The 25,724-nt window shown below is 63.2% G+C and carries 26 protein-coding genes; 10 read left to right on the forward strand and 16 right to left on the reverse strand.

Features of this window, described 5'->3' with window-relative positions:
- Positions 1-669 carry a glutathione S-transferase family protein gene (locus tag LB516_RS04690; protein WP_224719028.1) on the reverse strand — a complete coding sequence of 223 codons (669 nt, stop codon included), beginning with the start codon at positions 667-669 and terminating at the stop codon, positions 1-3.
- A gap of 167 nt (positions 670-836) precedes the next feature.
- Between LB516_RS04690 and LB516_RS04695 the strand changes: the two genes are divergently transcribed.
- Entirely contained in the window at positions 837-1,022 is a 186-nt protein-coding gene (locus tag LB516_RS04695; RefSeq protein WP_015318399.1) for a CsbD family protein, read from the forward strand.
- Between the two features lie 27 nt (positions 1,023-1,049).
- Here the strand turns inward: LB516_RS04695 and LB516_RS04700 are convergent, their stop codons facing one another.
- Both LB516_RS04700 and LB516_RS04705 read right to left on the reverse strand, forming a co-directional pair.
- On the reverse strand, positions 1,050-2,183 hold the full coding sequence (locus LB516_RS04700; RefSeq protein ID WP_224719029.1) for a metallophosphoesterase: 1,134 nt from the start codon (positions 2,181-2,183) through the stop codon (positions 1,050-1,052).
- A gap of 80 nt (positions 2,184-2,263) precedes the next feature.
- Positions 2,264-2,896, reverse strand: coding sequence for a TetR/AcrR family transcriptional regulator (locus LB516_RS04705; protein WP_224719030.1), 633 nt, complete (start codon positions 2,894-2,896; stop codon positions 2,264-2,266).
- Between the two features lie 146 nt (positions 2,897-3,042).
- Here LB516_RS04705 and LB516_RS04710 point away from each other — a divergent pair, with 146 nt between their 5' ends.
- Positions 3,043-3,816: an NIPSNAP family protein gene (locus LB516_RS04710; protein ID WP_224594609.1), complete on the forward strand. Its 774-nt coding sequence runs from the start codon at positions 3,043-3,045 to the stop codon at positions 3,814-3,816.
- On the opposite strand, the gene LB516_RS04715 is transcribed toward LB516_RS04710, so the two are convergent.
- Entirely contained in the window at positions 3,817-4,650 is an 834-nt protein-coding gene (locus LB516_RS04715) for an alpha/beta fold hydrolase (RefSeq protein ID WP_224719031.1), read from the reverse strand.
- Positions 4,647-5,579 carry a choline ABC transporter substrate-binding protein gene (gene choX / locus LB516_RS04720; protein WP_224719032.1) on the reverse strand — a complete coding sequence of 311 codons (933 nt, stop codon included), beginning with the start codon at positions 5,577-5,579 and terminating at the stop codon, positions 4,647-4,649. Before choX ends, LB516_RS04715 begins: the two co-directional genes overlap by 4 nt.
- Positions 5,580-5,655: 76 nt before the next feature.
- Here choX and betI point away from each other — a divergent pair, with 76 nt between their 5' ends.
- On the forward strand, positions 5,656-6,294 hold the full coding sequence (gene betI / locus LB516_RS04725; RefSeq protein WP_224719033.1) for a choline-responsive transcriptional repressor BetI: 639 nt from the start codon (positions 5,656-5,658) through the stop codon (positions 6,292-6,294).
- 158 nt (positions 6,295-6,452) lie between these two features.
- The gene (locus LB516_RS04730) at positions 6,453-7,226 is read left to right on the forward strand and encodes an SDR family NAD(P)-dependent oxidoreductase (RefSeq protein WP_224719034.1); all 774 of its coding nucleotides are present in this window, start codon (positions 6,453-6,455) and stop codon (positions 7,224-7,226) included.
- A gap of 12 nt (positions 7,227-7,238) precedes the next feature.
- Here the strand turns inward: LB516_RS04730 and LB516_RS04735 are convergent, their stop codons facing one another.
- Positions 7,239-8,204 (reverse strand): LysR family transcriptional regulator, encoded by a 966-nt coding sequence (locus tag LB516_RS04735; RefSeq protein WP_224719035.1) that lies wholly within the window; start codon positions 8,202-8,204, stop codon positions 7,239-7,241.
- Between the two features lie 105 nt (positions 8,205-8,309).
- Here LB516_RS04735 and LB516_RS04740 point away from each other — a divergent pair, with 105 nt between their 5' ends.
- The 3 genes from LB516_RS04740 (at position 8,310) to LB516_RS04750 (ending at position 10,943) form a co-directional block, all read left to right on the forward strand.
- The gene (locus tag LB516_RS04740; protein ID WP_140717591.1) at positions 8,310-8,789 is read left to right on the forward strand and encodes a cupin domain-containing protein; all 480 of its coding nucleotides are present in this window, start codon (positions 8,310-8,312) and stop codon (positions 8,787-8,789) included.
- A gap of 156 nt (positions 8,790-8,945) precedes the next feature.
- Positions 8,946-10,343, forward strand: a complete 1,398-nt coding sequence (gene fumC, locus LB516_RS04745) for a class II fumarate hydratase (protein WP_140617163.1) — start codon at positions 8,946-8,948, stop codon at positions 10,341-10,343.
- A gap of 177 nt (positions 10,344-10,520) precedes the next feature.
- The gene (locus LB516_RS04750) at positions 10,521-10,943 is read left to right on the forward strand and encodes a DoxX family protein (protein WP_015318405.1); all 423 of its coding nucleotides are present in this window, start codon (positions 10,521-10,523) and stop codon (positions 10,941-10,943) included.
- Between the two features lie 182 nt (positions 10,944-11,125).
- On the opposite strand, the gene LB516_RS04755 is transcribed toward LB516_RS04750, so the two are convergent.
- A complete protein-coding gene (locus LB516_RS04755; protein ID WP_224719036.1) occupies positions 11,126-12,496 on the reverse strand; it encodes an IS1182 family transposase in 1,371 nt (456 codons plus the stop codon).
- A 251-nt stretch (positions 12,497-12,747) separates the two neighbouring features.
- On the opposite strand from LB516_RS04755, the gene LB516_RS04760 reads away from it, so the two are divergent.
- Positions 12,748-13,170: a DoxX family protein gene (locus LB516_RS04760; RefSeq protein WP_015318406.1), complete on the forward strand. Its 423-nt coding sequence runs from the start codon at positions 12,748-12,750 to the stop codon at positions 13,168-13,170.
- Here LB516_RS04760 and ppx read toward each other — a convergent pair whose 3' ends face one another.
- On the reverse strand, positions 13,171-14,706 hold the full coding sequence (gene ppx, locus LB516_RS04765) for an exopolyphosphatase (protein WP_015318407.1): 1,536 nt from the start codon (positions 14,704-14,706) through the stop codon (positions 13,171-13,173).
- Complete coding sequence (locus tag LB516_RS04770) at positions 14,706-16,898, reverse strand: RNA degradosome polyphosphate kinase (RefSeq protein ID WP_140726247.1); 2,193 nt, start codon at positions 16,896-16,898, stop codon at positions 14,706-14,708. Before LB516_RS04770 ends, ppx begins: the two co-directional genes overlap by 1 nt.
- Positions 16,899-17,065: 167 nt before the next feature.
- Between LB516_RS04770 and LB516_RS04775 the strand changes: the two genes are divergently transcribed.
- Positions 17,066-17,311 (forward strand): zinc-finger domain-containing protein, encoded by a 246-nt coding sequence (locus tag LB516_RS04775; RefSeq protein ID WP_015318409.1) that lies wholly within the window; start codon positions 17,066-17,068, stop codon positions 17,309-17,311.
- Positions 17,312-17,321: 10 nt separating this feature from the next.
- Positions 17,322-18,560 carry an FAD-dependent monooxygenase gene (locus LB516_RS04780; RefSeq protein WP_224719037.1) on the forward strand — a complete coding sequence of 413 codons (1,239 nt, stop codon included), beginning with the start codon at positions 17,322-17,324 and terminating at the stop codon, positions 18,558-18,560.
- Positions 18,561-18,578: 18 nt separating this feature from the next.
- On the opposite strand, the gene LB516_RS04785 is transcribed toward LB516_RS04780, so the two are convergent.
- The 7 genes from LB516_RS04785 to LB516_RS04815 all read right to left on the reverse strand — a co-directional run bounded on the left by LB516_RS04785 (position 18,579) and on the right by LB516_RS04815 (position 25,564).
- A complete protein-coding gene (locus LB516_RS04785; protein ID WP_224719038.1) occupies positions 18,579-19,244 on the reverse strand; it encodes a TIGR02117 family protein in 666 nt (221 codons plus the stop codon).
- A gap of 118 nt (positions 19,245-19,362) precedes the next feature.
- Entirely contained in the window at positions 19,363-20,112 is a 750-nt protein-coding gene (locus tag LB516_RS04790; RefSeq protein ID WP_031240865.1) for an amino acid ABC transporter ATP-binding protein, read from the reverse strand.
- 79 nt (positions 20,113-20,191) lie between these two features.
- Positions 20,192-21,349, reverse strand: a complete 1,158-nt coding sequence (locus tag LB516_RS04795) for an amino acid ABC transporter permease (RefSeq protein WP_140617168.1) — start codon at positions 21,347-21,349, stop codon at positions 20,192-20,194.
- Between the two features lie 4 nt (positions 21,350-21,353).
- A complete protein-coding gene (locus LB516_RS04800; protein WP_224719039.1) occupies positions 21,354-22,541 on the reverse strand; it encodes an amino acid ABC transporter permease in 1,188 nt (395 codons plus the stop codon).
- A gap of 62 nt (positions 22,542-22,603) precedes the next feature.
- Positions 22,604-23,632: an amino acid ABC transporter substrate-binding protein gene (locus LB516_RS04805; protein WP_015318414.1), complete on the reverse strand. Its 1,029-nt coding sequence runs from the start codon at positions 23,630-23,632 to the stop codon at positions 22,604-22,606.
- A 435-nt stretch (positions 23,633-24,067) separates the two neighbouring features.
- Positions 24,068-24,919 (reverse strand): DUF2182 domain-containing protein, encoded by an 852-nt coding sequence (locus LB516_RS04810; protein WP_140824683.1) that lies wholly within the window; start codon positions 24,917-24,919, stop codon positions 24,068-24,070.
- Between the two features lie 9 nt (positions 24,920-24,928).
- A complete protein-coding gene (locus LB516_RS04815; protein ID WP_023773469.1) occupies positions 24,929-25,564 on the reverse strand; it encodes a DUF1326 domain-containing protein in 636 nt (211 codons plus the stop codon).
- Between the last annotated feature and the right edge of the window lie 160 nt (positions 25,565-25,724).

Genomic DNA, 25,724 nt, shown 5'->3' on the forward strand with positions numbered 1-25,724 from the left:
CTATTCATCCGGCCCTGGCTCCGGCCACGGCTCCTTCGCCGCTTCCGCATACCATTGGCGCATGGCCGGCAGCGCGAGGATGGCGTCGACATAGGCCTTGGTGTCGGGCGCCAGATCCCCACCATAGGTGTCGAAGCGGGTGACGACAGGCGCATACATGGCGTCGGCCGCCGTGAAATGGCCGAACAGAAAAGGGCCGCCTTTGCCGTGTTTCTCACGGCACTCGCGCCACAGCGCCTCGATGCGGGCGCGTTGCGCCTCGCCCTCGGCGTCGAGTGGCTTGTGGCCCTTTGGCCGCCGCAAATTCATCGGCCAGCCATAGCGGACTTCGCGAAAACCGGAATGCATCTCGGTCGCCGCCGAACGCGCCAGCGCCCGGGCGCCGATATCGGCCGGCCAGAGCTTCTTCTCCGGAAAGAGATCGGCGAGGTATTCAAGGATGGCAAGGGTTTCCCAGACCATTCCGCCGGTGTGGTTCAAGGGCTTGTGAACCAAGACAGGGACTTGACCTGTCGGCGACACGTTCGCCAGGTTGGCGGCGGTCTCGGGGGTGCGCAGCCGCACCAAGACCTCTTCGAACGGTATCTCCAGGTGCCGCATCGCCACCCAGGGCCTGAGCGACCAGGACGAGAAGCACTTGTTGCCGATATAGAGCGTGAGTTCCGACATTTGTCCCCCTTGGCGGTTTGCTCCTCGCGGAGTGCGCTGGCCGGCACCCTAGCCTGCCGGCGCGGCGCCCGAAAGACACCCTGTTTCGCCGACATAAGCGGCGGCTGTCGGAACCGAAACCGTGCCGGCTCGTTTGCCAAGGCGAACCAAACCCGGGAGATGCGAAAATGGTGAACAAGGATCAGGTCGCCGGTGCGGCCAAGCAGGTAAAAGGCTCGGTCAAGCAAGCCGCCGGCAAAGTGACCGGCGATAGGCAGACGCAGGCGGAAGGCATGGCCGACAAGGCCACCGGCAAGGTGCAGAAGGCCTATGGCGACGCGAAGGACAAGGTCAAGAAATCGCTTGACCGCTGAGGAAAGGGCCGCGTCGAGCGGCCCTTTTCACGTCTTCAGCGATTTGCTGAAAGCGTTGGTGAAAATCACGGCGCCATGATCGTCGCCGGCTTCGCCCAGCACGACGTCCAGGCTGTCGCTGGTGACACGTGCCAAGGCGAAGCCGCCCATATAGGCGGCTTTCGGCTTGAAGAGATCGAGGCCGTCGCGTTGATAGATCATCGGCACCTCGTGCTGGTGACCGTGGAAGACGGCAACGACGTTGTAACCCTTCAGGGCGGCCAGCAAGGCCTGGCGGTCCGCATCGCTCCACCAATGCGGCGCGCCCTTGCCGTCATCGTCGAATGCTCTCTTGGCGGGGTCCCACCGCTCTATCGAAAAAGTATCCCAGCCATAGTGCTGGAACAGGATGACCGGGCGCCCATCCGCCGCATAAGTTGCGAGGTCCTGCTTGAGCCAAGGCAGGCTGCTGTCGGCGCCATGGCCGGTGTCGCCGGCGAAGCGATGGGTCTGCACCAGATGCAGGCCACCCCAGTCCCAGGAATAGCAGTCGGTGTCGACGTCGTAGCTGGTGGCCGGCACCGGCGGCTTGAAGAACACGCCGGCGCGATGATTGACCTCGACATAGTCGCGCATTTCACGCCGGTACCAGTCGACATGGTGCGGCGGGCCGTTCTGATCGAGGTCGTGATTGCCGAGCCCGACATAAACCGGAATGTGCACACGGTCGGGGCCCATGCCTTGCTGATAGCGCTGGCTGAACTGCAGAAGCTGGGTGCCTTCGCTGGGCTCGGTGATCTGGCCGCCGCCATCGTCGGTGATGTCACCGCCAACGACAAGGCCGAGCGGCGTGCCGATGCGGCTGCCGGCCGGCCGCAGGCCCGTGGCGATACCGTTGATCCGCGCCGGCCAATCCTTGTCACCGATGGCGTTCAACGCCGCGACGTTGCGCAGCAGCGCCGCGTCCGTCTTGCCTTCCAACTGGCAATTAGGGCTCAAGCCGCTCGCCATGCGGCAGGCATGGACGTCGGCGACGAACAGGAAGGTGGCGTCGACGGGCTGGATGCGCTGTCCGGTCTGGCCGAGCGCCGGACGCGAAAGCGCGCCGGCAGCGGCAAGACCGGCGGCCTGCACCAGAAAGCTGCGTCGTGAAACCAATTGGGGTGGACGGCGATTCATCATCGGCGGAATTCAGCACAAGCGGCGTCTGTCCGTCCAGCTTGGTCGCGACGTCAGAGCCGGGCCCCAGCGATCCACCTGCCTCAAGTGGCGCCATGCCGGCGCAGCACCCTGCGACGTCGCCGCGCCACCGGCTCGCCCTGCAATGATGCCGCTTGCGAGGCGCTCTGCTCCAGCGCCGCCAGGCAATCGCGCAACGGGCCGGCGTCCTGTGCTGTCTTGGCCATCGACATGGCGCCGGAATAGGCGGCGACCGCAAACACCGCAAAATGCTCGGGAACCGTGCCTTGCTCCCTGCCCTCCCGCTGGTCGGCCCTGATCTTGTCGGCGATCGCCTGGCGCCATGCCGAAAAGACGCCAACAAGGGCATTCCGAAATTCGGGATCGGCGAGCGACAGTTCATGCGCCAGATTGTTGAGGGGGCAGCCGCGCACGAAACCTTGTCGTTCCAGTTCCGCCGCCACGGCGTCGAACACTTGACGCACGCCCTCGCGGGCCGAAGCCGCCTGCCGCACCGGCGCGATCCACGTCTCCTCGACCGCCGCCGCCACGCGCTCGTCGATGACCGCCAGCGCCAGCGCCTTCTTGGTCGGGAAGTGATGATGCAACGCGCCACCGCTGACGCCTGCCGCCGCCATCAGGTCGCCGAGGCTGGAAGCATGATAGCCGCGTGCCTGAAACGCTGCCTCGGCGACATCGAGCACTTTGCGGCGCATGCCTTCGGGGTCGTTGATGCGTTTGCCTCGGACTCGCCCTGGCCGGATGTTGAGCTCTGCTGACATTGCCGAAGGATAGCATGTTGACAAAACAGGGCAACCGGTCTGTTTATAAACATGATCAACCTGTTTTGGAGAACCCGCGGATGAGCCCGATCCCGAATGCCACGCCTAAGCCGGCGGTACTCGCCTCGCCGATCGTCGAATTGCGGCAGTACACGTTGAAGCCTGGCCGGCGCGAAACGTTGATCGATATCTTCGACACGCAGTTCATCGAAAGCCAGGAAGACGCGGGGATGACCATCATCGGCCAGTTCCGCGACCTGGACCGCCCCGATATGTTCGTCTGGATGCGCGGTTTCGAGAGCATGGATGCGCGCAAGGATGCTCTGAGCGCGTTCTATGACGGCCCGGTATGGGCGGCGCACCGCGACGCGGCCAATGCGACGATGATCGATTCCGACGATGTGTTGCTGCTGCGGCCGGCGTGGCCGGATGCCGGCTTCGATCTGTCGGGATTGCGCCGGCCAATGGCCGACATGGCCAAAAGCACAAGCGAACGAAGCGGGTTGCCCGGCCTGGTTGAGATTTCGATTCATCATTTGCGGCCGGGCATCGGCGCCGACTTCGCCGGGCGCTTCCAGGCGGAGATGGTTGCGCGGCTTGCCCAGACCGGCGCGCGCCTGCTTGGCGCCTTCCTGACGGAGCCGGCCGCAAACACCTTCCCGCGGCTACCCGTGCGCGCCGGCGAAAACGTCTTTATCACCGTTGCCGGCTTCCCCGACGGCGATGCCCACGCCAGCCATCGCCTCGCCACTTCGCCGGCGTGGCAGGCACTTGGCCAGAACATTCAGGGCATTAGCACTAAGCCGGCCGAGACGTTGCGGCTGGTGCCCACGGCCCGATCGCTGTTGCGGTGATCAGCGGCCGGAGAGCAGTCCCGCCATCGCGGAGGCGACGAAGGCCGGGTCCTCCCAATGGGGATTGTGACCGCAGTTTTGCGCCCAGACGAGACGGGATCCGGTCAGCGCGTCGGCCAAGGCCTGCTGGTGCGGCTTGTCGAAAAGCGGATCGCAAGCGCCGGCGATGATCAGTGCCTTGGCCCGCACGGCCCGTGCCTCGGCGGTCAGGTCGGTGATGCGGACTTCCTCTAGAATGGCACGCCAGCGGGCCGCCGGCATGGCGGAAGCTTCCGTCGCTAGGCCGGCGAGGAACGTACGCGGCACCGAGGTCTGGCAGGCATGCCACCAGGCAAAGAACGGGTCGGCCGGCGATATCGGATCGTGCAAGGCCAGGATGCCGACCGGCAACGCATGGTCCGGCGTGAAGCCGGGCTTCAGCGTGCTGGCCAGCACGACCAGGCCTCCGATCAAGTCCGGCTGTCGGGCGGCCAATGCAGTTGCCACCATGCCGCCCAGCGAGTGACCGATGACGACAGGCCGGTCCAGCCGCAGATGCCGGATCAACCCGGCAATATCCTCGGCGAAATCAGCGACGCGGTAGCCGCCGCCCGCCTGCGAGGCACCATGGCCGCGCAGATCGGGCATGATCAGCCGGCGGCCAGCCAGATGCGGCGCCAGCAGCGAAAAGCTGCGGCTGGTGTCGGTGAAACCATGGATCAGCAACAGCGGCGGCCCGGCACCGGCGATCTCGACATAGGCGATGTCGAGATCGCCGATATTGACCCATTGCTTGCGACCAGCCCAGGCGTTCTGTTCCACACAGGTGATGGACAAAGCGTCCGGCGGTCTCACAGGCCGAGCTTCTCCTTGACGGCGGCAAGACCAGGCTTGCCATCGAAAGTCGTGACACCGGCGAGCCACGCATCGAGACGGTTCTTGTTCAGCGTGATCGCCTTCAGCGCCCCGTCCTCTGGCTTCATGCCGTCATTGATGAGGTAGCCCATGCCGACATTCTCGAAGTCGATGTCGAAGACCAGGTTCCTGAGGAACTGCGCCACGTTAGGACATTCCTGCAGGTAGCCCTTGCGGACCTGCGTCGTCACCGTCGCGGCGCCGAAATTCGGGCCAAAGAACTTGTCGCCGCCTGTCAGATACTTGAAGTCGTACATGGTGTTCATCGGATGCGGCGCCCAGCCCTGGAAGACGATGAACTGCTTCTCCTTGATCTCGTAACCGACCTCCGACAGCATGCCGGCTTCGCTGGACTCGACCACGTGCCAGCCATCGAGGCCGAAGGCCGGATCGGCGATGGCGTCCATCATCAGCTGGTTGGAGCCGGGCTCGATGCCATACATCTTCTTGCCGAACTTGTCGGCGAACTTGTGCAGGTCGGAGACGTCCTTGACCCCTGCCTCCCAGACATAGGTCGGTACGGCGAACGTGTATTTGGCGCCGACGAGATTGACACGCACATTCTCGATCGAGCCGTCCTTCTTGTAGGGTTCGTAATAGGTGACCATCGCCGGGTCCCAGTAGCCCAGGAACAGGTCGAGGTCCCGGTTCTTCATGCCTTCGTAGATGACGTTGGTGCCCAGCACCTCGCTCTGTGGCTGATAGCCGAGCGCTTGCAGGAGCACATTGCCCACACCCGTGGTGAAAGCGAGATCGTTCCAGCCGGGCTCGGCCATGCGGACCACACGGCATTGCTCGGCGTCGGCCGCCTGGGCAGCCTGCGAGGCCAAGGCCAGCGCGGCCAGACAGCTTGCAAGGATACGCACCATTTCCGTTCTCCTTATGTATTGACCTATCGGTCTTTTTATTGCCCCATGGGTCAATGATTGATCTCGCGGGGCGAAAATGTCAACGTGGATTCATGAGGCATGGAACAATCTCGTGAAACTGAAACGCCTTGGCGACATACGCCGAAAGGAATTGCGCCAGGCGGCCTTCGCGGTTCTGGAGCGCGAAGGCATTGCGGGGGCGACGCTGGAAAAAGTCGCCGCCCATGCAGGCGCCTCCAAAGGCATCGTGCTGCACTATTTCCGCAACAAGCAGGAATTGTTCGAGCACGCGATGCGCGAGGCCAACGCAGTCCTATGCAACGCGGTGGTCGCAAGGCTTCGCCGGGCGCGGACTTCGATGGAACGCCTGGACGCGGTGATCGAGGGCAATTTCGAGGAGCATCTCTTCCTGCCGCCTCTATGCCATGCCTGGCTTTCGCTCTGCGCCGAGGTGCCGCGCGATGAAAAGCTGGCGCGCATCCAGAAGGTGATCCATGGGCGCATGCGCTCGAACCTGTTGTCCGGCCTGCGCGGCCTCGCCTCACCTGGGGAGGCCGACGATATCGCGCTTGGCGTCACGGCCTTGATCGACGGACTCTGGCTTCGGCTCGGCCTGCAGCCGGGCAGCGTCTCGCGCGAACAGGCGATCCGGCAGGTCAAGGGCTATGTCGCCGCGCGGCTGGCTACTCAGGAGCGCTCCACCGCCAGCGCGTGAAACCGACCCGCACGTCATCCGGTTTTCGCGCTGCCGTCGGGCGCTTGCGCCGGACGCCGGCCGAAGTTCATACGCTGGGATAGCCTGATGACTTGACCCCGTCACGGACATGCGGTGCGATCCCTCTGTTTGATGGCAAACGCATGGTGAGGTGCGTGATGAGGCTTCACGGCAAGCGGACGTTGATCACCGGCGGATCGGACGGCATCGGCCTGGCGATCGCCGAGGCATTCCTGAACGAGGGTGCCGATGTCCTGATCGTCGGCCGCGACGCGGGCAAACTCGACACCGCTCGCCAGAAGCTGACGGCCCTCGGCTCGACAGGCATGGTGACGACATTGTCGGCCGACCTCGCCACCAGCCCCGGCCTCGCAGCGGTCGTCGAGCAGGTGAAAGAATCCGGCCGGCCACTCGACGTTCTCGTCAACAATGCCGGTGTCGCCTATCTCGTGCCGTTCGAGAGTGTCAGCGAGGCACAGTTCCAGCACTCTTTCGCGCTCAATGTGACGGCGGCGTTCTTCCTCACCCAGGGGCTGCTGCCGCATCTCGGTGCAGGTGCATCCGTCATCAACATCTCCTCCTATTTTGCCAACAAGATGATCCCGAAACGGCCATCAAGCCTCTACTCCCTGTCCAAAGGCGCGTTGAACTCGCTGACCAAATCGCTGGCCTTCGAACTCGGCTCGCGCGGCATCCGCGTCAACGCAATCGCACCCGGTACGGTGGATACGGCAATGCGGCGCAAGACCGTCGACAACCTGCCGGCCGAGGCACAGGCGGAACTGAAAGCCTATGTCGAGCGCAGCTATCCTCTCGGCCGCATCGGCCGGCCTGACGACCTCGCCGGGATGGCGGTCTATCTCGCCAGCGACGAGGCTGGCTGGACCAGCGGCGGCATCTTTGCCGTCGACGGCGGCTACACGGCGGGGTGAACTGCCTGGCCGCTATGGCGCGGCAACTTCACCAGCGGCGCTTTCCACAAATCCAAGAGCGCCCACAACGTCCAGGATCTGAAGGCGAATCCAGCGATGAGGGGGCTCGTCGTCTCGGCGTGCGTGCCAGTACATCCTGATTTCAGGAACGGCGATGGGAAGTGGCGGCTCGAAGATGGCGAGAGGCAGGGTCTTGGCTGCCCAAACCGCGAACTGCCTGGGAACCGCGGAAAGGTAGTTTCCGTTTGCGACGGCCAACGCGACAGCTTGAAAGTGAGGCAGTGCCAGGCTTACACGGCGGCTTCGCCCGATTTTGCGGAGCGCCTCGTCGGTGGAGCCCGACATCGAGCCGTCGATAGAGCGAAGAACGTGCGGCAGTTCGCAAAAAAGCTCAAGCGGAATAGGCTCGCCCCCTGCGATCCCCGCCATTCTGATTGCAGCATTGTTTTGCGCCGCAATGATTGCGAATGGCGAATGGAACAGCGGTACGCTGGAGACCCAACCCAAGACCTCCAGCGGACGTTCGAGAGCCACATCGATTTCATCGTCCTGGAGCAGACGCGAAACATCGCCTCGCGCGCTATCGAGAAACCGTAACGACGCATGCGGCGCGATAGCCGCGACGCGCACCGCCAGTGTCGGCATCAGTAGCATGGAAAAGAAGTCCGCCCCCATGAGCGTGAAGGTTCGCTCAAGTTCCGCCGGATTGAACGAATGCGCCGAATGAAAGGCGCGTTCGATCTCGCGCAGTGCCGCGCGCACCGGCTCCGTCAGGCTTTCGGCGCGCGGGGTCGGCACCATGTCGTTGCCGCGCCGCACGAACAACTGGTCGTTGAGGACATGACGCAGGCGATTGAGCGCGGCGCTCACGGCGGGCTGGCTCAGCCCGATCTGCTCGCCGGCGCGCGTCACGCTTCGTTCGCGCAAAAGCGCATCGAGCACCCTGACCAGATTGAGGTCGAGCGCATTTAAATTCATGGTATCAATCCGCCCCATATGATCATTGGATTTCCATCGGCGGCATGCACCTGATCAGATCCTTCCGACCGCGACCCGTCCGAGGGCAACAAAGGAGGAAGAACCATGACAATGACCGTCGGGACCATTACAGGCAAGGAACTCTTCTGGTTCAACAACACACTGGTTGCCATTCGGATATCGTCGGCGGAGGGCGAGGACGGCATCTGTGTCGTCGAGCACAGCATGCCCCATGGCGATTCTCCGCCGCTGCATGTGCATCGGCACGAAGACGAGGTGTTTCATATCCTAGAAGGACAGCTGCGCGTTCGGATCGACGGACAGGAGCGGGTCGCTGGCACCGGCGAGACCCTCATTGCGCCGAAAGGCCTGCCGCACACATACAGGGTCGAATCTCCAGAAGGTGCGCGCGCTCTGACCGTCACGCGCGGCCGCGGGTTCGAGACGATGCTGCGTCAGGCGAGCCGCCCCGCCGGACAGCCGGAATTGCCGCCGCTGTCCGAGCCGACGCCCGAGATGATCGAGGCTCTGGTGCGGATCTGCGCGGAAAATGGCATCGATATTGTCGGTTCGCCCTTGAGTTGAGAACGCGAAGCCGCCGATCTCTCCTCCAAGGGTTCCAGTGGGAGAGATCGGAAGCATCTTCAACCGATTTGCATCCGCTGCCGCGTTATTCTCCGCTTGAAGCCATTTGTGCAACGCGATACGCCGTTGCCCAAATCGACAGACCGGAGCCTTGCCGTGAGCACGCCAAAGACGAGAACCGAAACCGACACGTTCGGCCCCATCGAGGTCGCCGCCGACCGTTATTGGGGCGCCCAGGCGCAGCGTTCCCTCGGCAATTTCAAGATCGGTTGGGAGAAGCAGCCGGCTTCGATCGTGCGCGCGCTGGGCATCGTCAAGCGGGCGGCGGCGGAAGCCAACATGGAGCTCAAGCGGCTCGATCCGGCCATCGGCAAGGCGATCATCGAGGCCTCGCAAGAGGTCATCGACGGCAAGCTCAACGACCACTTTCCGCTGGTGGTCTGGCAGACCGGCTCGGGCACGCAGTCCAACATGAACGCCAACGAGGTGATCTCGAACCGCGCGATCGAGATGCTGGGCGGCGTCATGGGCTCGAAGAAGCCGGTGCACCCCAACGACCACGTCAATATGAGCCAGTCCTCGAACGACACCTATCCGACGGCCATGCACATCGCCTGCGCCGAGCGGATCGAGCATGACCTGATCCCCGCGCTGCACCACCTGCACAAGGCGCTCGCCGCCAAGAGCCGGGACTTCAACCACATCATCAAGATCGGCCGCACCCACACGCAGGATGCCACGCCGCTGACGCTGGGCCAGGAATTCTCCGGCTATGCCGCGCAGGTCGCCTCCTCGATCAAGCGCATCGAGCAGACGCTGCCCGGCCTGCAGGAACTGGCGCAGGGCGGCACCGCCGTCGGCACCGGCCTCAATGCGCCGGTCGGTTTCGCCGAGCGGGTGGCCGATCGCATCGCCGCCATTACCGGCATTGCCTTCGTCACCGCGCCGAACAAGTTCGAGGCGCTCGCCGCCCATGATTCCATGGTGTTCTCGCACGGTGCCATCAATGCCGCGGCCGCGGCACTGTTCAAGATCGCCAACGACATCCGTTTCCTTGGCTCCGGCCCGCGCTCGGGCCTCGGCGAATTGTCGCTGCCGGAAAACGAACCCGGCTCCTCGATCATGCCGGGCAAGGTCAACCCTACCCAGTGCGAGGCGATGACGCAGGTCTGCGTGCAGGTGTTCGGCAACAATGCGGCGCTTACCTTCGCCGGCAGCCAAGGCCATTTCGAGCTCAACGTCTACAATCCGCTGATGGCCTACAATTTCCTGCAGTCGGTGCAGTTGCTCGCCGACGCCTCGGTCTCCTTCACCGACAATTGCGTCGTCGGCATCGAGGCGCGAGAGGACAACATCAAGGCGGCACTCGACCGTTCGCTGATGCTGGTGACAGCGCTTGCGCCCACCATCGGCTACGACAACGCCGCCAAGATCGCCAAGACCGCGCACAAGAAAGGCACTACGTTGCGCGAGGAAGCGTTGGCAACCGGACTGGTCAGCGAGGCCGACTATGACCGCCTGGTGCGGCCGCAGGACATGACGCATCCGGGGTGAAGGCATTTTTCGGCGGGAGAATATCCTCACGCCAGCGCGTCGACCGACATGAATTTCCGCTTTTCACCGGTTCACAGAAACGTATTCCTGTGAACAATGTGTCGCCGGATAGGCAGCTTTGGTGAACAGTCGACATGCTCTATCTGACGGGGCATCAACCCCATTCGGAGAGCCACCATGTCCACAAACACCTCCTTCGCCGGCAGCGGCACCGCGTCCAACAGCTCTGTCACCATCCTTGTCGGCCGTATCCTGCTCGCGGTCATTTTCCTGCTTTCGGGATTCGGCAAGCTCACGGCCATTTCCGGCACCGCCGCCTATTTCGGCGGCCTCGGCCTGCCGGCGCCGACGGCGACGGCCGTCATCGTCGGACTGATCGAGCTGCTTGGCGGCCTTGCCGTCCTCGTCGGCTTCCAGACCAGGGTCGCCGCCTGGGTGCTCGCGATCTTCACGATCGCCACCGGGCTGGTTGCCCACACCGGCTGGGCCGACCAGATGCAGATGATCCAGTTCCTCAAGAACGTCGCCATCACCGGCGGTTTCCTGCTGCTGGCCTCCTCGGGTCCCGGCGCCTATTCGATCGACGCCAAGCGCGGCTGAGGTTTTTTCCTCCCAAGGATCTGAAACGAGCGGCGCGGAATTTTTCCGCGCCGCTCAGATCGCTGACAAACCCCGTCTATTTTAGGCGGGGTTTTGTTTTATGCGACTGAACGTGTTTGCGATTTCGCGGTCAGGACGATTTGACATGAGGTTGCAGGAGGCAGCGCAATGGTTTGCGGGCCTCAGGCGAGGCCTGGCTTTGGCTTTGGCCACAGGCAAAGGGCGATTTTCTTGATGTTCTGAGCCGCGGCTGCGATCAGGCACTGGCAGGCGACGCGAACGTGACTTCGGAAACGGGCGTAGCGGTGGCCATGCAGTTGCTTGGCGTCCGCGAAGGAGCGCTCGACGGTCTCCTTGCGGCGGCGGTAGATAAGCTTGCCCCAGCTGGTAAGGCGATTGGCGTCGATGCGCTCTCGCGCATCTTGCCAGACATGACGGGTGATGGTGCGTGTCGCGGCGGCGTTGGTCGTGCAGGAAGCCAGCAGCGGGCAGGCCTGACAGATGGCCGGGTCGCTCCTGTATTGGCGGTAGCCATTGCGATCGGTGGTGGCGTAGCTGAGAAGCTGGCCTTGCGGGCAGCGATAGCCATCCAGGTCCGGCTCATAGGCGAAGGCTGTCTTCCTCATCATGCCGGGCTTTGGCGGTGTTGGATTGCGATAGCCGGTGACGCCGAGGATGTCGCGGTCCTCCAAACCCTTGGCGATGCCAGCGGTTGCATATCCCGCATCGAGCCCAACCGCCCCCACCTGGAAGCCAAAGCGTTGGCGCTGCCGGTCGAGGCGGCCCAAATAGACGATCGAGTCATGCACGTTGGCCGGCGTGGCATAGGTGTCGGTGATGATGGCATGGGCGGCATCCACCGTGCGGTGGTCGAGATAGAAGAAACCCTTCGGCTTGCCGTCGCGTACCATGTAGCCACTGTCGGGATCGGTACGCGAGACCTTGGTCTGCTTCTCGGCAGGCTGGCGCTCCTTGTTCTTCAGCGGCTTCTTGCCGTGCTGGGCGCGGTCTTCCTCGATTGCGGCATCCAGCGCCTCCCAGTAGTCGGCGCGCGACTTGGCCACCACCGCGAGGTCGAAGCGGTTCTTGTTGGCGTTGGCCTTGAGATGCGTACTGTCCGTGTAGAGCACCGTGCCGTCGACAAGCCCATGCCGGATCGCCTGCTCGACGATCCGGTCGAAGATACCCTGCGCGATGGTCTCGTCCTGATACCGCCGGCGCCGGTTCTGCGACAGCGTCGAGGCGTCGAACACCTTGTCCGTCAGCTTCAGCCGCAAGAACCAGCGATAGGCGACGTTGACCTCGATCTCGCGCACCAACTGGCGTTCCGAGCGAACCCCGAACAGGTAGCCCACGAACAGCGCCTTGAACATCAAGGTCGGATCCAAAGGCGGCCGGCCATTGTCGGCACAGTACAGCGGCGCGGTCAGATCGTGGATGAAGGAAAAGTCGATCGCGCGGTCGATCTTGCGCAACAGATGATCAGCAGGAACAAGCTGATCCAACGTTACCATCTCGAGCGCGGTCTGTTCGGGGGCGGGTCGCTTCAACATGACCCAGAGAATCAAAAACCCCCGGCAATTGCCAGGGGTTTGTCAGCAGTCTGAGCGGCGCGGAATTTTTCCGCGCCGCTTTTTCGTTGTGTGCTTACAGGCCTGTAGCACGTCGCGGCGAATAGGATTCGCCCGACCTGCTGTAAGCTTCTGGTTTTATGAATGTCGTTGTCCCGGACCAAGGACACTCCCGGGCGACATGCATTAGACTGCAATGGTCGCCGGCGACCGTGCCGGCAAGGGAGGGAGCCATGGGTCGCAGTGCATTGCTTCTGGTTTCGCGGCTGCTGTTTGCCGTGCTGTTCGTGCCGTCCGGCTTCCAGGCGCTCGCCAACATCGCCGGCACCACCAGCTATTTCGCCGGCCTCGGCCTGCCGCTGCCGGCGCTCGCCGCCTGGGGCACCGGCCTTTTCGAGCTGATCGCGGGACTGCTGATCCTCGTTGGTTTGCAGACGCGGATCGTGGCACTGCTGCTGGCCGGCTTCTGCATCGCGGCCGGCTATATCGGCCACTATGGCCAAGGCGCCGAGGATGCGGCGCTCGCCTTCCTGCACCAGCAGATGCTGATGAAGGATATCGCGGTATCGGGTGGTTTCCTGGCGCTTGCCATGGCCGGCCCCGGCGCATGGTCGGCCGATGGGCGCGGCTTCGGCATAGGCGCCGACGCGACTTGACTACTTCGCCGACACGCTCTGCCCGCCCTCGACCGCCAGCACCAGGCGGCGGTTGGTGATGCGCGCCAGTTGCGCCAGCCGGCCGGCCGGGCGCTCGCCGTATAGGTCGGAGAGCGAGGCCGGCAGCACCAGCGCCAGCGCGCCGTTGGGGCGGCTTTCCCATTTCAGCCTCGGCATGATGCCAGGCATCGCGGCCGTCAGCAGATAGACGACGCGCATCATCGCTGCCAGTACGCGGGCGCGCTCCAGCAGGCGCGGCGGCGCCAACGCCCTGATTTCGGGCGCCACCAATTCATTGAAGACGCCATCGTGACGGTAGGCGTTGGTCAGCGCCAGGTAGGCGCGGCCGGGATGATCGACACCGATGAACGAGGCATGCGCGATGATGTTGAGCGACTGCTTGCCGCGATATTCCGGATGAGCGCGCCAGCCGATATCGGCGAGCAGGCAGGCGGCATGGCGATAGCGCGCTTCGTCTTCCGTCTCGTCGATGCCGAACGCCTTGAAAGCCTTGCCGGTCCATTCGACCAGGTCATGCGCGTGATGGACCGAACGCGAGCGCAGAAGCGCAAGCTCCTCGGCGGCCGAGATCAGCGGATCGGCCTTCTGTTCGGCCGCGTCGAGCAGCGAATAGAGGAAACCCTCACGCACGCCTTGTGCCGAAACGACGATCCTGGACGGCTGCATCGCCGTCATGATCTCCTGCAGCACGAGAGCGCCATAGGGCAGCAGCGAACGGCGGTTCTTGGAGACACCCTCGATACCCCTCACCTTTTCGACTTCGCCCCTGGCCACCTGCTTGAGGAAGTTCTGAGCGCTTTCGGCCGATATTTCGTAGTGGTGCATGACGCCGAGCGGGTAGTTGTTCATCTCCATATGCAGCCTGGCGAGGTTTCGCCAGGTGCCGCCAACAGCGTAGAAAGTCCTGCCTTGTCCGCCCTTCAAGAGCTTGGCCCGGGCCAGTTCCTGGCGCGCGATCTTCTGCGCCTGGACGAGCGAGTTCTTCGCCATGTCCTGCAGGCGCAGGCCGCCGAGCGGCAGCGTGATGCCGTCGCCGATCGCCTCGCCATCAATGTCTATAAGCTCCAGGCTGCCGCCGCCAAGGTCGCCGGCAATCCCGTTGGCCGGGTGGAAGCCTGAGATGACGCCGAGCGCGGAATAATGCGCTTCCTGGCGGCCGGAGAGCACACGGATTTCGGTCTTGAGCACATCCTCGGCACGATGGATGAAATCGGGACCGTTGATCGCCTCGCGGGCGGCGGCGGTTGCCAGCACGTACATGTGTTCGGCGCCAGCCTGGTCGGAGAGCGCGCGGAAACGGCGAAACTCCTCCATCGAGCGCGCCACCCCCTCGGGGTCCAGCTTCCCCGTCGACACGATGCCGCGGCCGAGGCCGGCCAGCATCTTTTCGTTGAACAGCATGGTCGGCGAGCGCGCCAGCCCCTCATAGACGACGAGACGGATCGAATTGGAGCCGATGTCGATGATGGACAGCGGTCGGCGGTCCTGCAGCCGGCCCTGGGAATTGGACAGCATCAGGTGGCGGCGTTCTTCTTGCGGCGCTTGAACTGCGCGATTCGCTTGGGCGCATGCGATTTCAGCGCGTCACCCCGTCCCGACAGGCTCGGATTGGTCATGAAATATTCCTGCGCGTTGAACGGTTCCTCACCCTCCTCCAGCACCACGCGCCGGGAGGTTCCATCTGCCAATACGTCGAAACTTTGCTGATTGTCCATGATGTTGCCCAGCATGATCTGGCCCAGAATCTGTTCATGCACAGTTGGATTGGTGATCGGCACCATGGTCTCGACGCGGCGGTCGAGATTGCGCGGCATGAGGTCGGCCGAGGAGATGTAGACAATCGCCTCGTCCGAGGGAAGGCCATGACCGTTGCCGAAGCAATAGATTCGGCTGTGCTCCAGGAAACGGCCGACGATCGACTTGACCCTGATGTTCTCCGACAGGCCCGGCACCTGCGGCCGCAGGCAGCAGATGCCGCGCACGACGAGGTCGATCTCCACTCCGGCGCGGCTGGCATCGTAGAGCGCGTCGATGATGATGGGATCGACGAGCGCGTTCATCTTCATCCAGATACGCGCCGGCCGTCCCTCCAACGCATGGGTGACCTCGTCCGAAATGTGCTGAAGGATGCGGTTCCTCAGCGTGAACGGCGAGATCGCCAGCCGCATCTCGGCGGTCGGCTCGGCATAGCCGGTGATGAAATTGAACAATTGGGCGACGTCGCGGGCGATCGTCGGATCGGTGGTGAAGAAGGACAGGTCGGTATAGATGCGCGCGGTGACCGGGTGGTAGTTGCCGGTGCCGAGATGGACGTAATTGCGCAGCTTGCCGTCCTCGCGCCGCACCACCAGCGACATCTTGGCGTGGGTCTTGAGTTCCAGGAACCCGAACACGACCTGCACGCCGGCGCGTTCGAGATCGCGCGCCCAGCGAATGTTGGCCTCCTCGTCGAAACGCGCCTTGAGCTCGACCAGCGCCGTTACCGACTTGCCGGCTTCGGCCGCGTCGACCAGAGCACGCACGATCGGGCTGTCGTTGGAGGTGCGATAGAGCGTCTGCTTGATCGCCACCACTTCGGGGTCGGCCATCGCCTGGCGCAGGAACTGCACCACCACGTCGAACGACTCATAGGGGTGATGGACGACGATGTCTTTCTCGCGAATGGCGGCGAAACAGTCGCCGCCATGCTCGCGGATGCGCTCGGGAAAACGTGGGTTGTAGGGGATGAATTTGAGGTCGTCGCGCGGAACGGAGACGATCTCGGAGATCTGGCTGAGCGCCAGCGGCCCGGTGAGCACGCTGATGCGGCTCGACGAGACGCCAAGCTCGCCGGCGACGAAATCGCGCAATTCCCCAGGCATCAGCTTGTCGAATTCGATGCGGATGACGGAGCCGCGGCGGCGGCGCTTCAGCGCCGTTTCGAACAGGCGCACGAGATCTTCCGATTCCTCTTCGACCTCGATGTCGCTGTCACGAATGATGCGGAACGTGCCGGAGCCCTTGACCTCGTAGCCGGGGAAGAGCTTGCCGATGTAGAGGCCGACCGCCTCCTCCAGCGGAATGAAGCGGACATGGTGCTTGCGGTCCGGCAGGCGGATGAAGCGCTTCAGCGCCACCGGCAGGCGCAAGAGCGCGCTCATCTCCTCGCCATTCTTGCGATGGCGAAGTTGCAGCGCCATCGAGAAGCCGAGATTGGGAATGAACGGGAACGGATGCGCCGGGTCGATCGACAGCGGGGTCAGCACGGGAAACACCTGCTCCTGGAAATGGTCTTCCAGCCAGACCTTCTCGTCCTTTGTCAGCGCGTCGCGGGTGATGGTTTCGATGCCTTCCTTGTTGAGCAGCACCGTGAGGGCCGACAGGCTCTTCTGCTGGTCCTCCTGCAGCCGCTCGACCTCACGCAGCAATTGTTCGAGCTGCTGTTCGGGAGTGCGTCCGTCCGGGCTCTTCAGCACGATCCCCTCGCGCACCTGGCCGGCAAGACCGGCGACGCGCACCATGAAGAACTCGTCGAGATTGGCGGCCGAGATCGACAGGAAGCGGACGCGCTCCAGCAGCGGGTGATGGGTGTTCAGCGATTCCTCGAGAACGCGGCGATTGAACTGCAGCCAGGAGAATTCGCGGTTGACGAAGCGGTCCGGGTTGCCTTCCGGGCTCGCTGCCGCGACATTGTTGAATTCGCTCTGTACCGGCTTCAGTTCGTTCATGATTCCTGCTCTTCCGCGCGCCTCAGCCGGTTAACCGGCTTAACTTATCCTGTGGCAGGCTTTTGCGACAGTTCTCTGACAGGCTTTTGCGACAGTTTGATTTCATCGAACTTGCAAACAGACTTGATATGATCCAGATGCAGAGAGACTGCGTTAAGGAGACGACGATGGCAGGCGGTTCCATTCCCCATTTCCAGAACGATGCGGGCCACCCGGCGATCGACATCGGAGTCAAGGAATTCATGTGCACGGGCGCCAACCCGCCTTTCGACCATCCGCATGTTTTTCTCGACATGGGCGACGACAATGAGAAAGTCTGCCCCTACTGCTCGACCCTCTATCGCTATTCGCCGAAGCTGAAGGCGACCGAAACGCTGCCGGCGGGCTGCCTCTACATCGACCAGGCCGCCTGACCTTCCGATCATGAGCGAGACGCGGTCCCGGCAGGTCATGGTCGCCGGGGCTGGCATCGCCGGGCTGACAGCGGCGATTGCCTTTGCCGAGCGCGGCTACTCCGTGAGGGTGTTCGAACAGGCGCAGCGTCTCGAAGCGGCGGGCGCAGGCATCCAGCTCTCTCCTAACGCGACGCGCATACTTCGCCAGCTTGGCGTGCTCGACATGCTTCTTGCCAATGCCGTCCAGCCGGAAGCCGTGGTGCTGAAGAACGCGGCGAGCCTGCGCCAATTGGCACGCGTGCCGCTTGGCGGAGCCGGCGAGGAACGCTGGAGGGCGCCCTATCTCGTGGCGCACCGGGCGGATCTGCAAGACGCCCTGATGGCGCGCGTTGCGCAACTGCCCGACATCCATCTCACCACCGGCGCGCAGGTCAGCAGCGTGGCCTCCGGTTCATTCGTTATCACCACGACAGACGGGGTCGGCCGCAAGGTCATCGATACCCAAGGATCTCTGCTGGTCGGCGCCGATGGCGTCTGGTCAGCGGTGCGGAGGTTTGCCAGTCCAGGCAGCGGAGCCGGCTTGGCGAACAGCCATTTCTCCGGCGAACTGGCTTGGCGGGCGACGGTGAGCGCAGACAACGAGGCGGGGCGAGCCTTCACCGCGATCGGCTCCCCTGACTGCGTCACCACCTTCCTGCATCCCGGCTTTCATTTGGTCGCCTACCCCGTGAGCAGGGGTAGCGCCTTCAACCTTGCCGCCTTCACCCGGGGCGAGCGCATCGCCGACGGGTGGTCACGCCACGCCGATCCCGCCATCCTTTCAGGCGCCATGCGCCGCTCCGCGCCGGCGCTGGCGCGTTTGGTGGAACTCGCTGGCCCGTGGACCGCCTTTCCTATCCACACGGTCGAACAGCGACGCTGGACCATGCCCGAAGGCATCGCGCTGATCGGCGACGCCGCGCATGCGATGACGCCGTTCGCGGCGCAAGGTGCTGCCATGGCGATCGAGGATGCCGCGACGCTGGCCAGCCTGGTCGCCGACATCCCCGGCGACCTGACGCAAAGCCTCATCATCTGGGAGAACCTGCGGCGGTCGCGCATCGCCAAGGTCATCCGTCGCGGCGCGCTCAACCGGCTTGCTTGGCATGCCCGAGGCCCGGTGGCGTTGGCCCGCAATCTGTTTCTGGCGGCACGACCGGGAGAGAAGCTCGCAGCCGATCTGGACTGGCTTTACGGGTGGGAGCAGCAGCGGATCATCCGTCGCTGAAAGGAGCCCGTGGCAAAGCTAATTATACAGCCGCATCGACAGCCCAAGCGAAACCGGCAGCGGGTTCCACCAGCCGGTGCGCAGGCCGGCAGCGCGCAGTGCCGCCGCCGTCCAGGTGTTGCAACCGATCAGCGCGTTGAAACGGCCATTCGCCTCAAAGAAGCGATCGAAATTGGAGTAGGCGGCATTGTCGATGACGATCGGACCGTTCGGCCCCTCTTGAAAGCTCGCTTCGATGAAATCAAGCAATGCGGCAAAACGGTCTTCGCCCACGTCGAAGCCGGCGACATCGGGGTGCGGCTCGGGAATATTGCCGGCGACGGCGACATGCATCACCGACGCATCGAGCGTCAAAGCCTTGAACGCGGGCAGCGCCTTCAATTGCGACCATGTCGGCGTTTCCAGGTAGAAGGCGCGCCCACCCCAGCCGAAGACGAGGTAGCGCACTTCGGGCGCGTCCGAAGGCAGGCCGGCATCGGCAAGAAAACGAAAGCGCCGGCGCACCTCGTCGTCCACGGGAATGGCGATGTCGGTGTGGATCGGATTTTTCAGCACCAATATGTGCCGGATGCCCTCGCCCGCCGCGGCTGCCGGCCAGAGCGGCCGCGGCACCAGCGTGCCGAGCGACACGGCGAGCACCAGTGCTGCAACCAGAATGGCCAGGAAACGCAGGAGTTTTCTCATCGGTGCGGCTTCGCGATTCCGTCGCGGCTCAATGAAGAAGATCATTTATCGGATCGGCCAGACACTAAAAAGCCCGGCCGTGGCGCGACCGGGCTTTCTCGACTTGGCGTCAGTCCGCTCAGTGCAGGATCTGCGACAGGAACAGCTTCGTGCGTTCGTGGCGGGGATGGTCGAAGAACTCGGCCGGCGTGTTCTGCTCGACGATCTGGCCCTGATCCATGAAGATCACCCGGTTGGCGACTTTCCGTGCAAAGCCCATCTCGTGGGTGACGCACAGCATGGTCATGCCTTCCTCGGCCAGCCCCACCATGGTTTCCAGCACTTCCTTGATCATTTCCGGGTCGAGCGCCGAGGTCGGCTCGTCGAACAGCATGATGCGCGGGTTCATGCACAGCGAGCGGGCGATCGCCACGCGCTGCTGCTGGCCGCCGGAAAGCTGGCCCGGATATTTGTTGGCCTGCTCGGGGATCTTCACGCGCTTGAGGAAATGCATGGCGATTTCCTCGGCCTGCTTCTTCGGCGTCTTGCGCACCCAGATCGGCGCCAGCGTGCAATTCTCGAGGATGGTCAGATGCGGGAACAGGTTGAAGTGCTGGAACACCATGCCGACCTCGCGGCGCACCTCGTCGATCTTTTTCAGATCGTTGGTGAGTTCCTTGCCGTCGACGATGATCTTGCCCTTCTGGTGCTCTTCCAGCCGGTTGATGCAGCGAATCATGGTCGACTTGCCCGACCCGGACGGTCCGCAAATGACGATGCGCTCGCCGCGCATCACCTTCAGATTGATGTCCTTCAGCACATGGAACTCGCCGTACCATTTATGCATGGCGATGATGTCGATGGCGACATCGGTGGTCGAGATATGCATCTTGGCGGCGTTGACCTTGATCTCTTCCGCGCTGACGGCATTTTCGGTGGCCATGGCTGGGGTCCCCTTGTTCTTTTGTTTAGCGTTTGTAGCCGGTGTCGAGCCGGCGTTCCGTGTACATTGAATAGCGCGACATGCCGAAGCAGAACAGCCAGAAGACGAAGGCGGCGAACACAAGACCGGATTTCGCGGTCTGCGCCGTGGCCCAGTTGGCGTCGGAGAAATTCTGCTTGACGATGCCGAGCAGGTCGAACATCGAGATGATGAGGACCAGGCTGGTGTCCTTGAACATGCCGATGAAGGTGTTGACGATACCGGGTATGACCAGCTTCAGCGCCTGCGGCAACACGATCAAGCTCATCTTCTGCCAGTAGCCGAGGCCGAGCGAATCGGCGCCTTCATACTGGCCCTTGGGGATCGCCTGCAGGCCGCCGCGCACCACTTCGGCCATATAGGCCGCCGCAAACAGCGACACGCCGATCAGCGCCCTCAGATATTTGTCGAAAGTGACGCCGGCCGGCAGGAACAGCGGCAGCATGACGCTGACGAAAAACAGGACGGTGATCAGCGGTATGCCGCGCACGGCTTCGATGAAGATAATGCACAGCATCTTGATGATCGGCATCTTCGAGCGCCGCCCGAGCGCCAGCACGGTGCCCAGCGGCAGCGATACGGCGATGCCGACGAAGGACAGACTCAGCGTGATCAGCAGCCCGCCCCAGCGCGAGGTTTCGACATGCGGCAGGCCGAATACGCCGCCGACCAGCAGGAAGAAGGAAACGATCGGCAGCACCAGGAAAAGCAGGATCGCGTTCAACCCCTTGCGCGGCACACGCGGCATCAGCATCGGCACCAGCAGCGCCACGAACAGGATGGCGACCAGGATCGGCCGCCAGCGCTCCTCGACCGGATAGGTGCCGAACATGAACTGGCCGAACTTGGCGTTGACGAAAGCCCAGCAGGCTCCGCTCCAGCCATCGGGCTGAATGCCGCCTTGCGCGACGGTGGCGCAGACCGTGCGGTCCGGTCCCGTCCACTGTGCGTTAATGAACGCCCAGTTGATGACCTGCGGCAGAACCCAGGCGACGATGGCGATGCCGAGGATGGTGAGGATGGTGTCGCCGACCGAGCCGACCAGGTTCTTGCGCACCCAGGCGACGGGGCCGCTGACGCTCGCCGGCGCGGGCTGCGCCAGCGCCATTTCGGTGCGCACCCAGGACAAATCGTGTTCCTGCATGGTCCTACCTCTCCACCAGCGCCATCCTGGCGTTGACCACGTTCATGACGGCCGAGGTCATCAGGCTGAGTATGAGATAGGCGATCATCATGATCAGCACGCCCTCGACCGCTTGTCCGGTCTGGTTCAGAACCGTGCCGGCCGTTGCCGTCAAATCGGGATAACCGATGGCGATCGCCAGCGAGGAGTTCTTGGTCAGGTTGAGATACTGGCTGGTCAGCGGCGGGATGACGATGCGCATGGCCTGCGGCACCACGACCAGCCGCAGGATCGAGCCGGATCGCAGCCCAAGTGCGGCCGCCGCCTCGGTCTGGCCCTTGCTGACACCCCTGATGCCGGCGCGCACGATTTCGGCGATGAAGGCCGCTGTGTAGCAGGACAGCGCCAGATAGAGCGAAAGGAACTCCGGTTTGACCTGGAAGCCGCCGGTCAGGTTGAAGGTCGATTGTTTGGGCAAGTCAAAGCTCAGGGGAAAGCCGCTCAGCACGTAAGCCAGCAGCGGCAGGCCGATGATCAGCGCGGCGGAGGTCCAGAACACCGGAAATTGCTGGCCCGTCGCCATCTGCCGCTGACGCGCCCTGCGGGCGACGAACCATGACATTGCGATGCCCACGACAAGGGCGACCAGGATCAGCCAGGAGCCGTCGCCCCAGACCGGGCGCGGAAAATAGAAGCCGCGCTGGTTGAGGAACGAGCCGAAGGGCAGATGATAGGAATCGCGCGGCGCCGGCAGCACGGCGAGCACGCCGGAATACCAGAAGAAGATGACCAGCAGCGGTGGGATGTTGCGGAAGATCTCGACATAGACCGTGCAGATCTTCTGGATCAGCCAGTTCTGCGACAGGCGGCCGATGCCGATGACGAAGCCGATGATGGTGGCGGTGATGATGCCGGCGACGGCAACGATGATGGTGTTGATCAGGCCGACGACGATGGCGCGGCCATAGGTCGAGTCCGACGTATAGGCGATCGGCGTGTCCGAGATATCGAAGCCGGCGCGCCCCTTGAGGAAGCCGAAGCCGGAGGCGATGTGCAGGCGCTGCAGATTGTCGATGACGTTCTGCACGATCCACCAGACGGACCCGAACAGAACGATGACCACCAGCGTCTGAAAGAAGAGACTGCGAATTCTCGGGTCATTGACGAAGGAGCCGCGGCTCGGCTCCTCGCGTAGGATTTCCTGCGATGCCATGTCACGTCCCCTGTGAAAGAGAAACCGGAAGGCAGGAGCCTGCCTTCCGGATCACATTTCGATCAGCGGATCGGCGGCGCGTATTGCAGGCCGCCCTTGGTCCATAGCGCATTGATGCCACGCGCAATCTTGAGCGGGCTGCCGGAGCCGACATTGCGGTCGAACATTTCGCCGTAGTTGCCGGTCGCCTTGACGATGTTGACGACCCAGTCGTTGGAGACGCCGAGGTCGGTGCCGATCTTGGTGTCTGCTTCCTGGCCGAGCACACGCTTGATCTCCGGGCTGGCGGAGTTTTTCATCTCGTCGACATTGGCCTTGGTGATGCCGAGCTCCTCGGCGTCGAGCAGAGCGAAATAGGTCCACTTGACGATGTGGTACCACTGGTCGTCGCCCTGGCGAACGGCGGGTCCGAGCGGCTCTTTCGAGATGATCTCGGGCAGCACTACGTGATCGGCCGGCGAGCCGAGCGTCAAGCGAATGCCGTAAAGGCCCGACTGGTCGGTGGTGTAGACGTCGCAGCGGCCGGCATCATAAGCGGCATTGACCTCTTCGAGCTTCTCGAAGACGACCGGATTGTACTCCATCTTGTTCGCCTTGAAGTAGTCGGCGAGGTTGAGCTCGGTGGTCGTGCCGCTCTGCACGCAGACGGCGGCGCCCGAAAGCTGCAGCGCCGAATTGACGCCCGGCAGCTTCTTGGCGTTGATCATGAAGCCCTGGCCGTCATAGTAGGTCGTGCCGATGAAATTCAGGCCGAGCGCGGTATCGCGGTTGATCGTCCAGGTGGTGTTGCGCGAGAGGATGTCGACCTCGCCGGACTGCAGCGCGGTGAAGCGTTCCTTGGCGCTGAGCGGCGTGAACTTGACCTTGGTGCCATCACCGAAGACGGCGGCGGCAACCGCACGACAGAAATCAGCGTCGATGCCTTGCCAGTCGCCCTTGTCGTCCGGCGCGGAGAAGCCGGCCAGACCGGTCGAGACGCCGCACTGGATGAAGCCCTTCGCCTTGACGGTGTCGAGCGTGCCGGCCGACGCGGCCGACGCCATCAGTCCGAGCGTGGCGGCGCCAAGAATGCCGATAGCAATGTGTTTCATAACCCACAGACCCTTTTCTGTTTTTTCAGGCAAACCCTGATTTTTTTCCCTTGTGAACGCAGCTCCCATCCCGGCCCATTCCCGAAACCCCGCATCGCAAACCGACGCGCCGCCTCCCATTCACGAACAGCATCGAAGGCGATAATTCCCGTGAGGTCAAGGAAAATGACCGAATCCGACCGGGTTTGAAAATCGATTGCCTGAAATGCCTGAATTGCAGACAAACGTGCACGCGATCTCGTCAGAAGCGCGACTTGAATCGGCAAAGCTCATTTGACGCAGATGTGAGCCGGCGCCTTAAATTTCGTTCCCGGCAATAGCTCGGCGTTACTGCCTCCCCGGCACGAAATGCATCGACATTACGGAACACCTTCGGCCGACGATTACCCATGATTGGCGCTCGATATTGCTTGTGGACAAAATCGGCGCGCGGTCTCAAAGCGCGGAAAGGCCCAGCCAGAGGCCGACCGCGACCATCAATGCACCGGAGATGCGCGGGATCAATTGCCCGGCCGGGACCACCTTCTCCAGGAGAACAAGGATGGCGATGCCGGCGATCCACAGCACGTTCATGACACCACCGACGAACAGCAGGGCCATCAGTGCCCAGCAGCAGCCGAGACAATAGGCGCCGTGATCCATGCCAAGCCGAAATGCGCCGAGCGCGGTGGTGCGGAACCCGCCATGGCTGGCCAGGAACGCGATCGGCGCCTGGCATTGGCGCAGGCAGACGCCCTTGATCGGTGTCCATTGGTAGAGGCCGGCGGCGATCAGAATGACACCGCCGAGCACCGCGCTGTGCGCCGCCATCGCGGGATCAAGCAAGGCGAAACGAGTGAGCAGCCATTGCGCACCCGTCGCCACGATGCTGAAGACGACCCAGACGACGAGATAGCCGGTAAAAAACCATGCCGTCGAAGCGATAGGCCGGCTGTCCGCCAGCGCCTTGCGGCCAACGCCGGCATAGAGCAGCAACATCGGCGCGACCGACGGCGTCATCATGCCGACCATCATCACGGCCCACATCGTGAAGGTGAAGACGAAATCGGCCGATGCCCAGGCCCGGAAACCCGGCACCACGGCGGCGCCCATAGCCATGCCGCCCATATTCATGCTCGCCATGTCCATCCCGGCCATGTCGCCTGCCTCGCCGCCCGACACCGGGCTACCCATGTCGGCGGCTAGCCAAAGAACATAGGCCCAGGCGAACACGGCAATGACGGCAAGCGCGGCCGTCACGACCGCGCGGTCGCGCCGCAGCACCGCCTCGAGAGCCGTGTCGCCCATTGGATCAGATCAATGCACGATGCCGCTCTGCGTGAGATGCAGGTTGGCGAAATGACTATGCGTGTCCGCCACCTCGAACTTGATCGGGCTTGTCGTCTTGGTCCAGCCGCGCCCGACCTCGGCGATGGCGTATTCGAAGCCGTGCGGCAGGTCGATGCGCGCCCGGTGCTCGGCGCCGGTGACCGGGTTCTTGATCGGCTCACCACGGCCGTCGGTTACGCCCTTGACGTGCAGCCGGCCGGTTCGCCCATCGACGTCGACCTCGAAATCGATCGCGGCGAAAATCGGATCGTGGAACTTCTCCAGGGTGGTCGAAAAGACCTGGAATATTGTCGCGCCTGGCTCGGTGTCCTGACCGCCCAGTATGCGGAGCAGGGCTTCGCGTTGGGCTTCGCTGGCCCTCTCGTCGATAACCACCGCGGCCTCGCCCCTGCCCTGGTGTATCGCGCCGGGCCAGCTGAAGATGCCGACGAAGCGCAGCCCGTCGAGCTTGGTGTCGCCGTGGTGGCCGGTCTCGATCTCCATGCCGGCGACGGCTTGGCAGAATCCGTATGTCGGCATGGCATTGAACTGGCACGGGCAGCCATAGGCGCAATTGCAGTTGATGAATTCGCGCGCCTTCATCGTCCATTTGACGTCAGGCATGACATTCCTCCCCTTTCCGCTCGCTGAGCGGGATACCCGGATGGGGATCAGGAGATAACCGGCAAGAACCATCCGGCAGCATCTGATTGAAGCATCCGGCGATTAACATTAGAAATTTATCATATACCTTTCACAGCCGGCTACAATAGGTTCACCAGCT

It is taken from the genome of Mesorhizobium sp. CO1-1-7 (assembly GCF_020164885.1).
GTDB classification, from domain to species: domain Bacteria; phylum Pseudomonadota; class Alphaproteobacteria; order Rhizobiales; family Rhizobiaceae; genus Mesorhizobium; species Mesorhizobium australicum.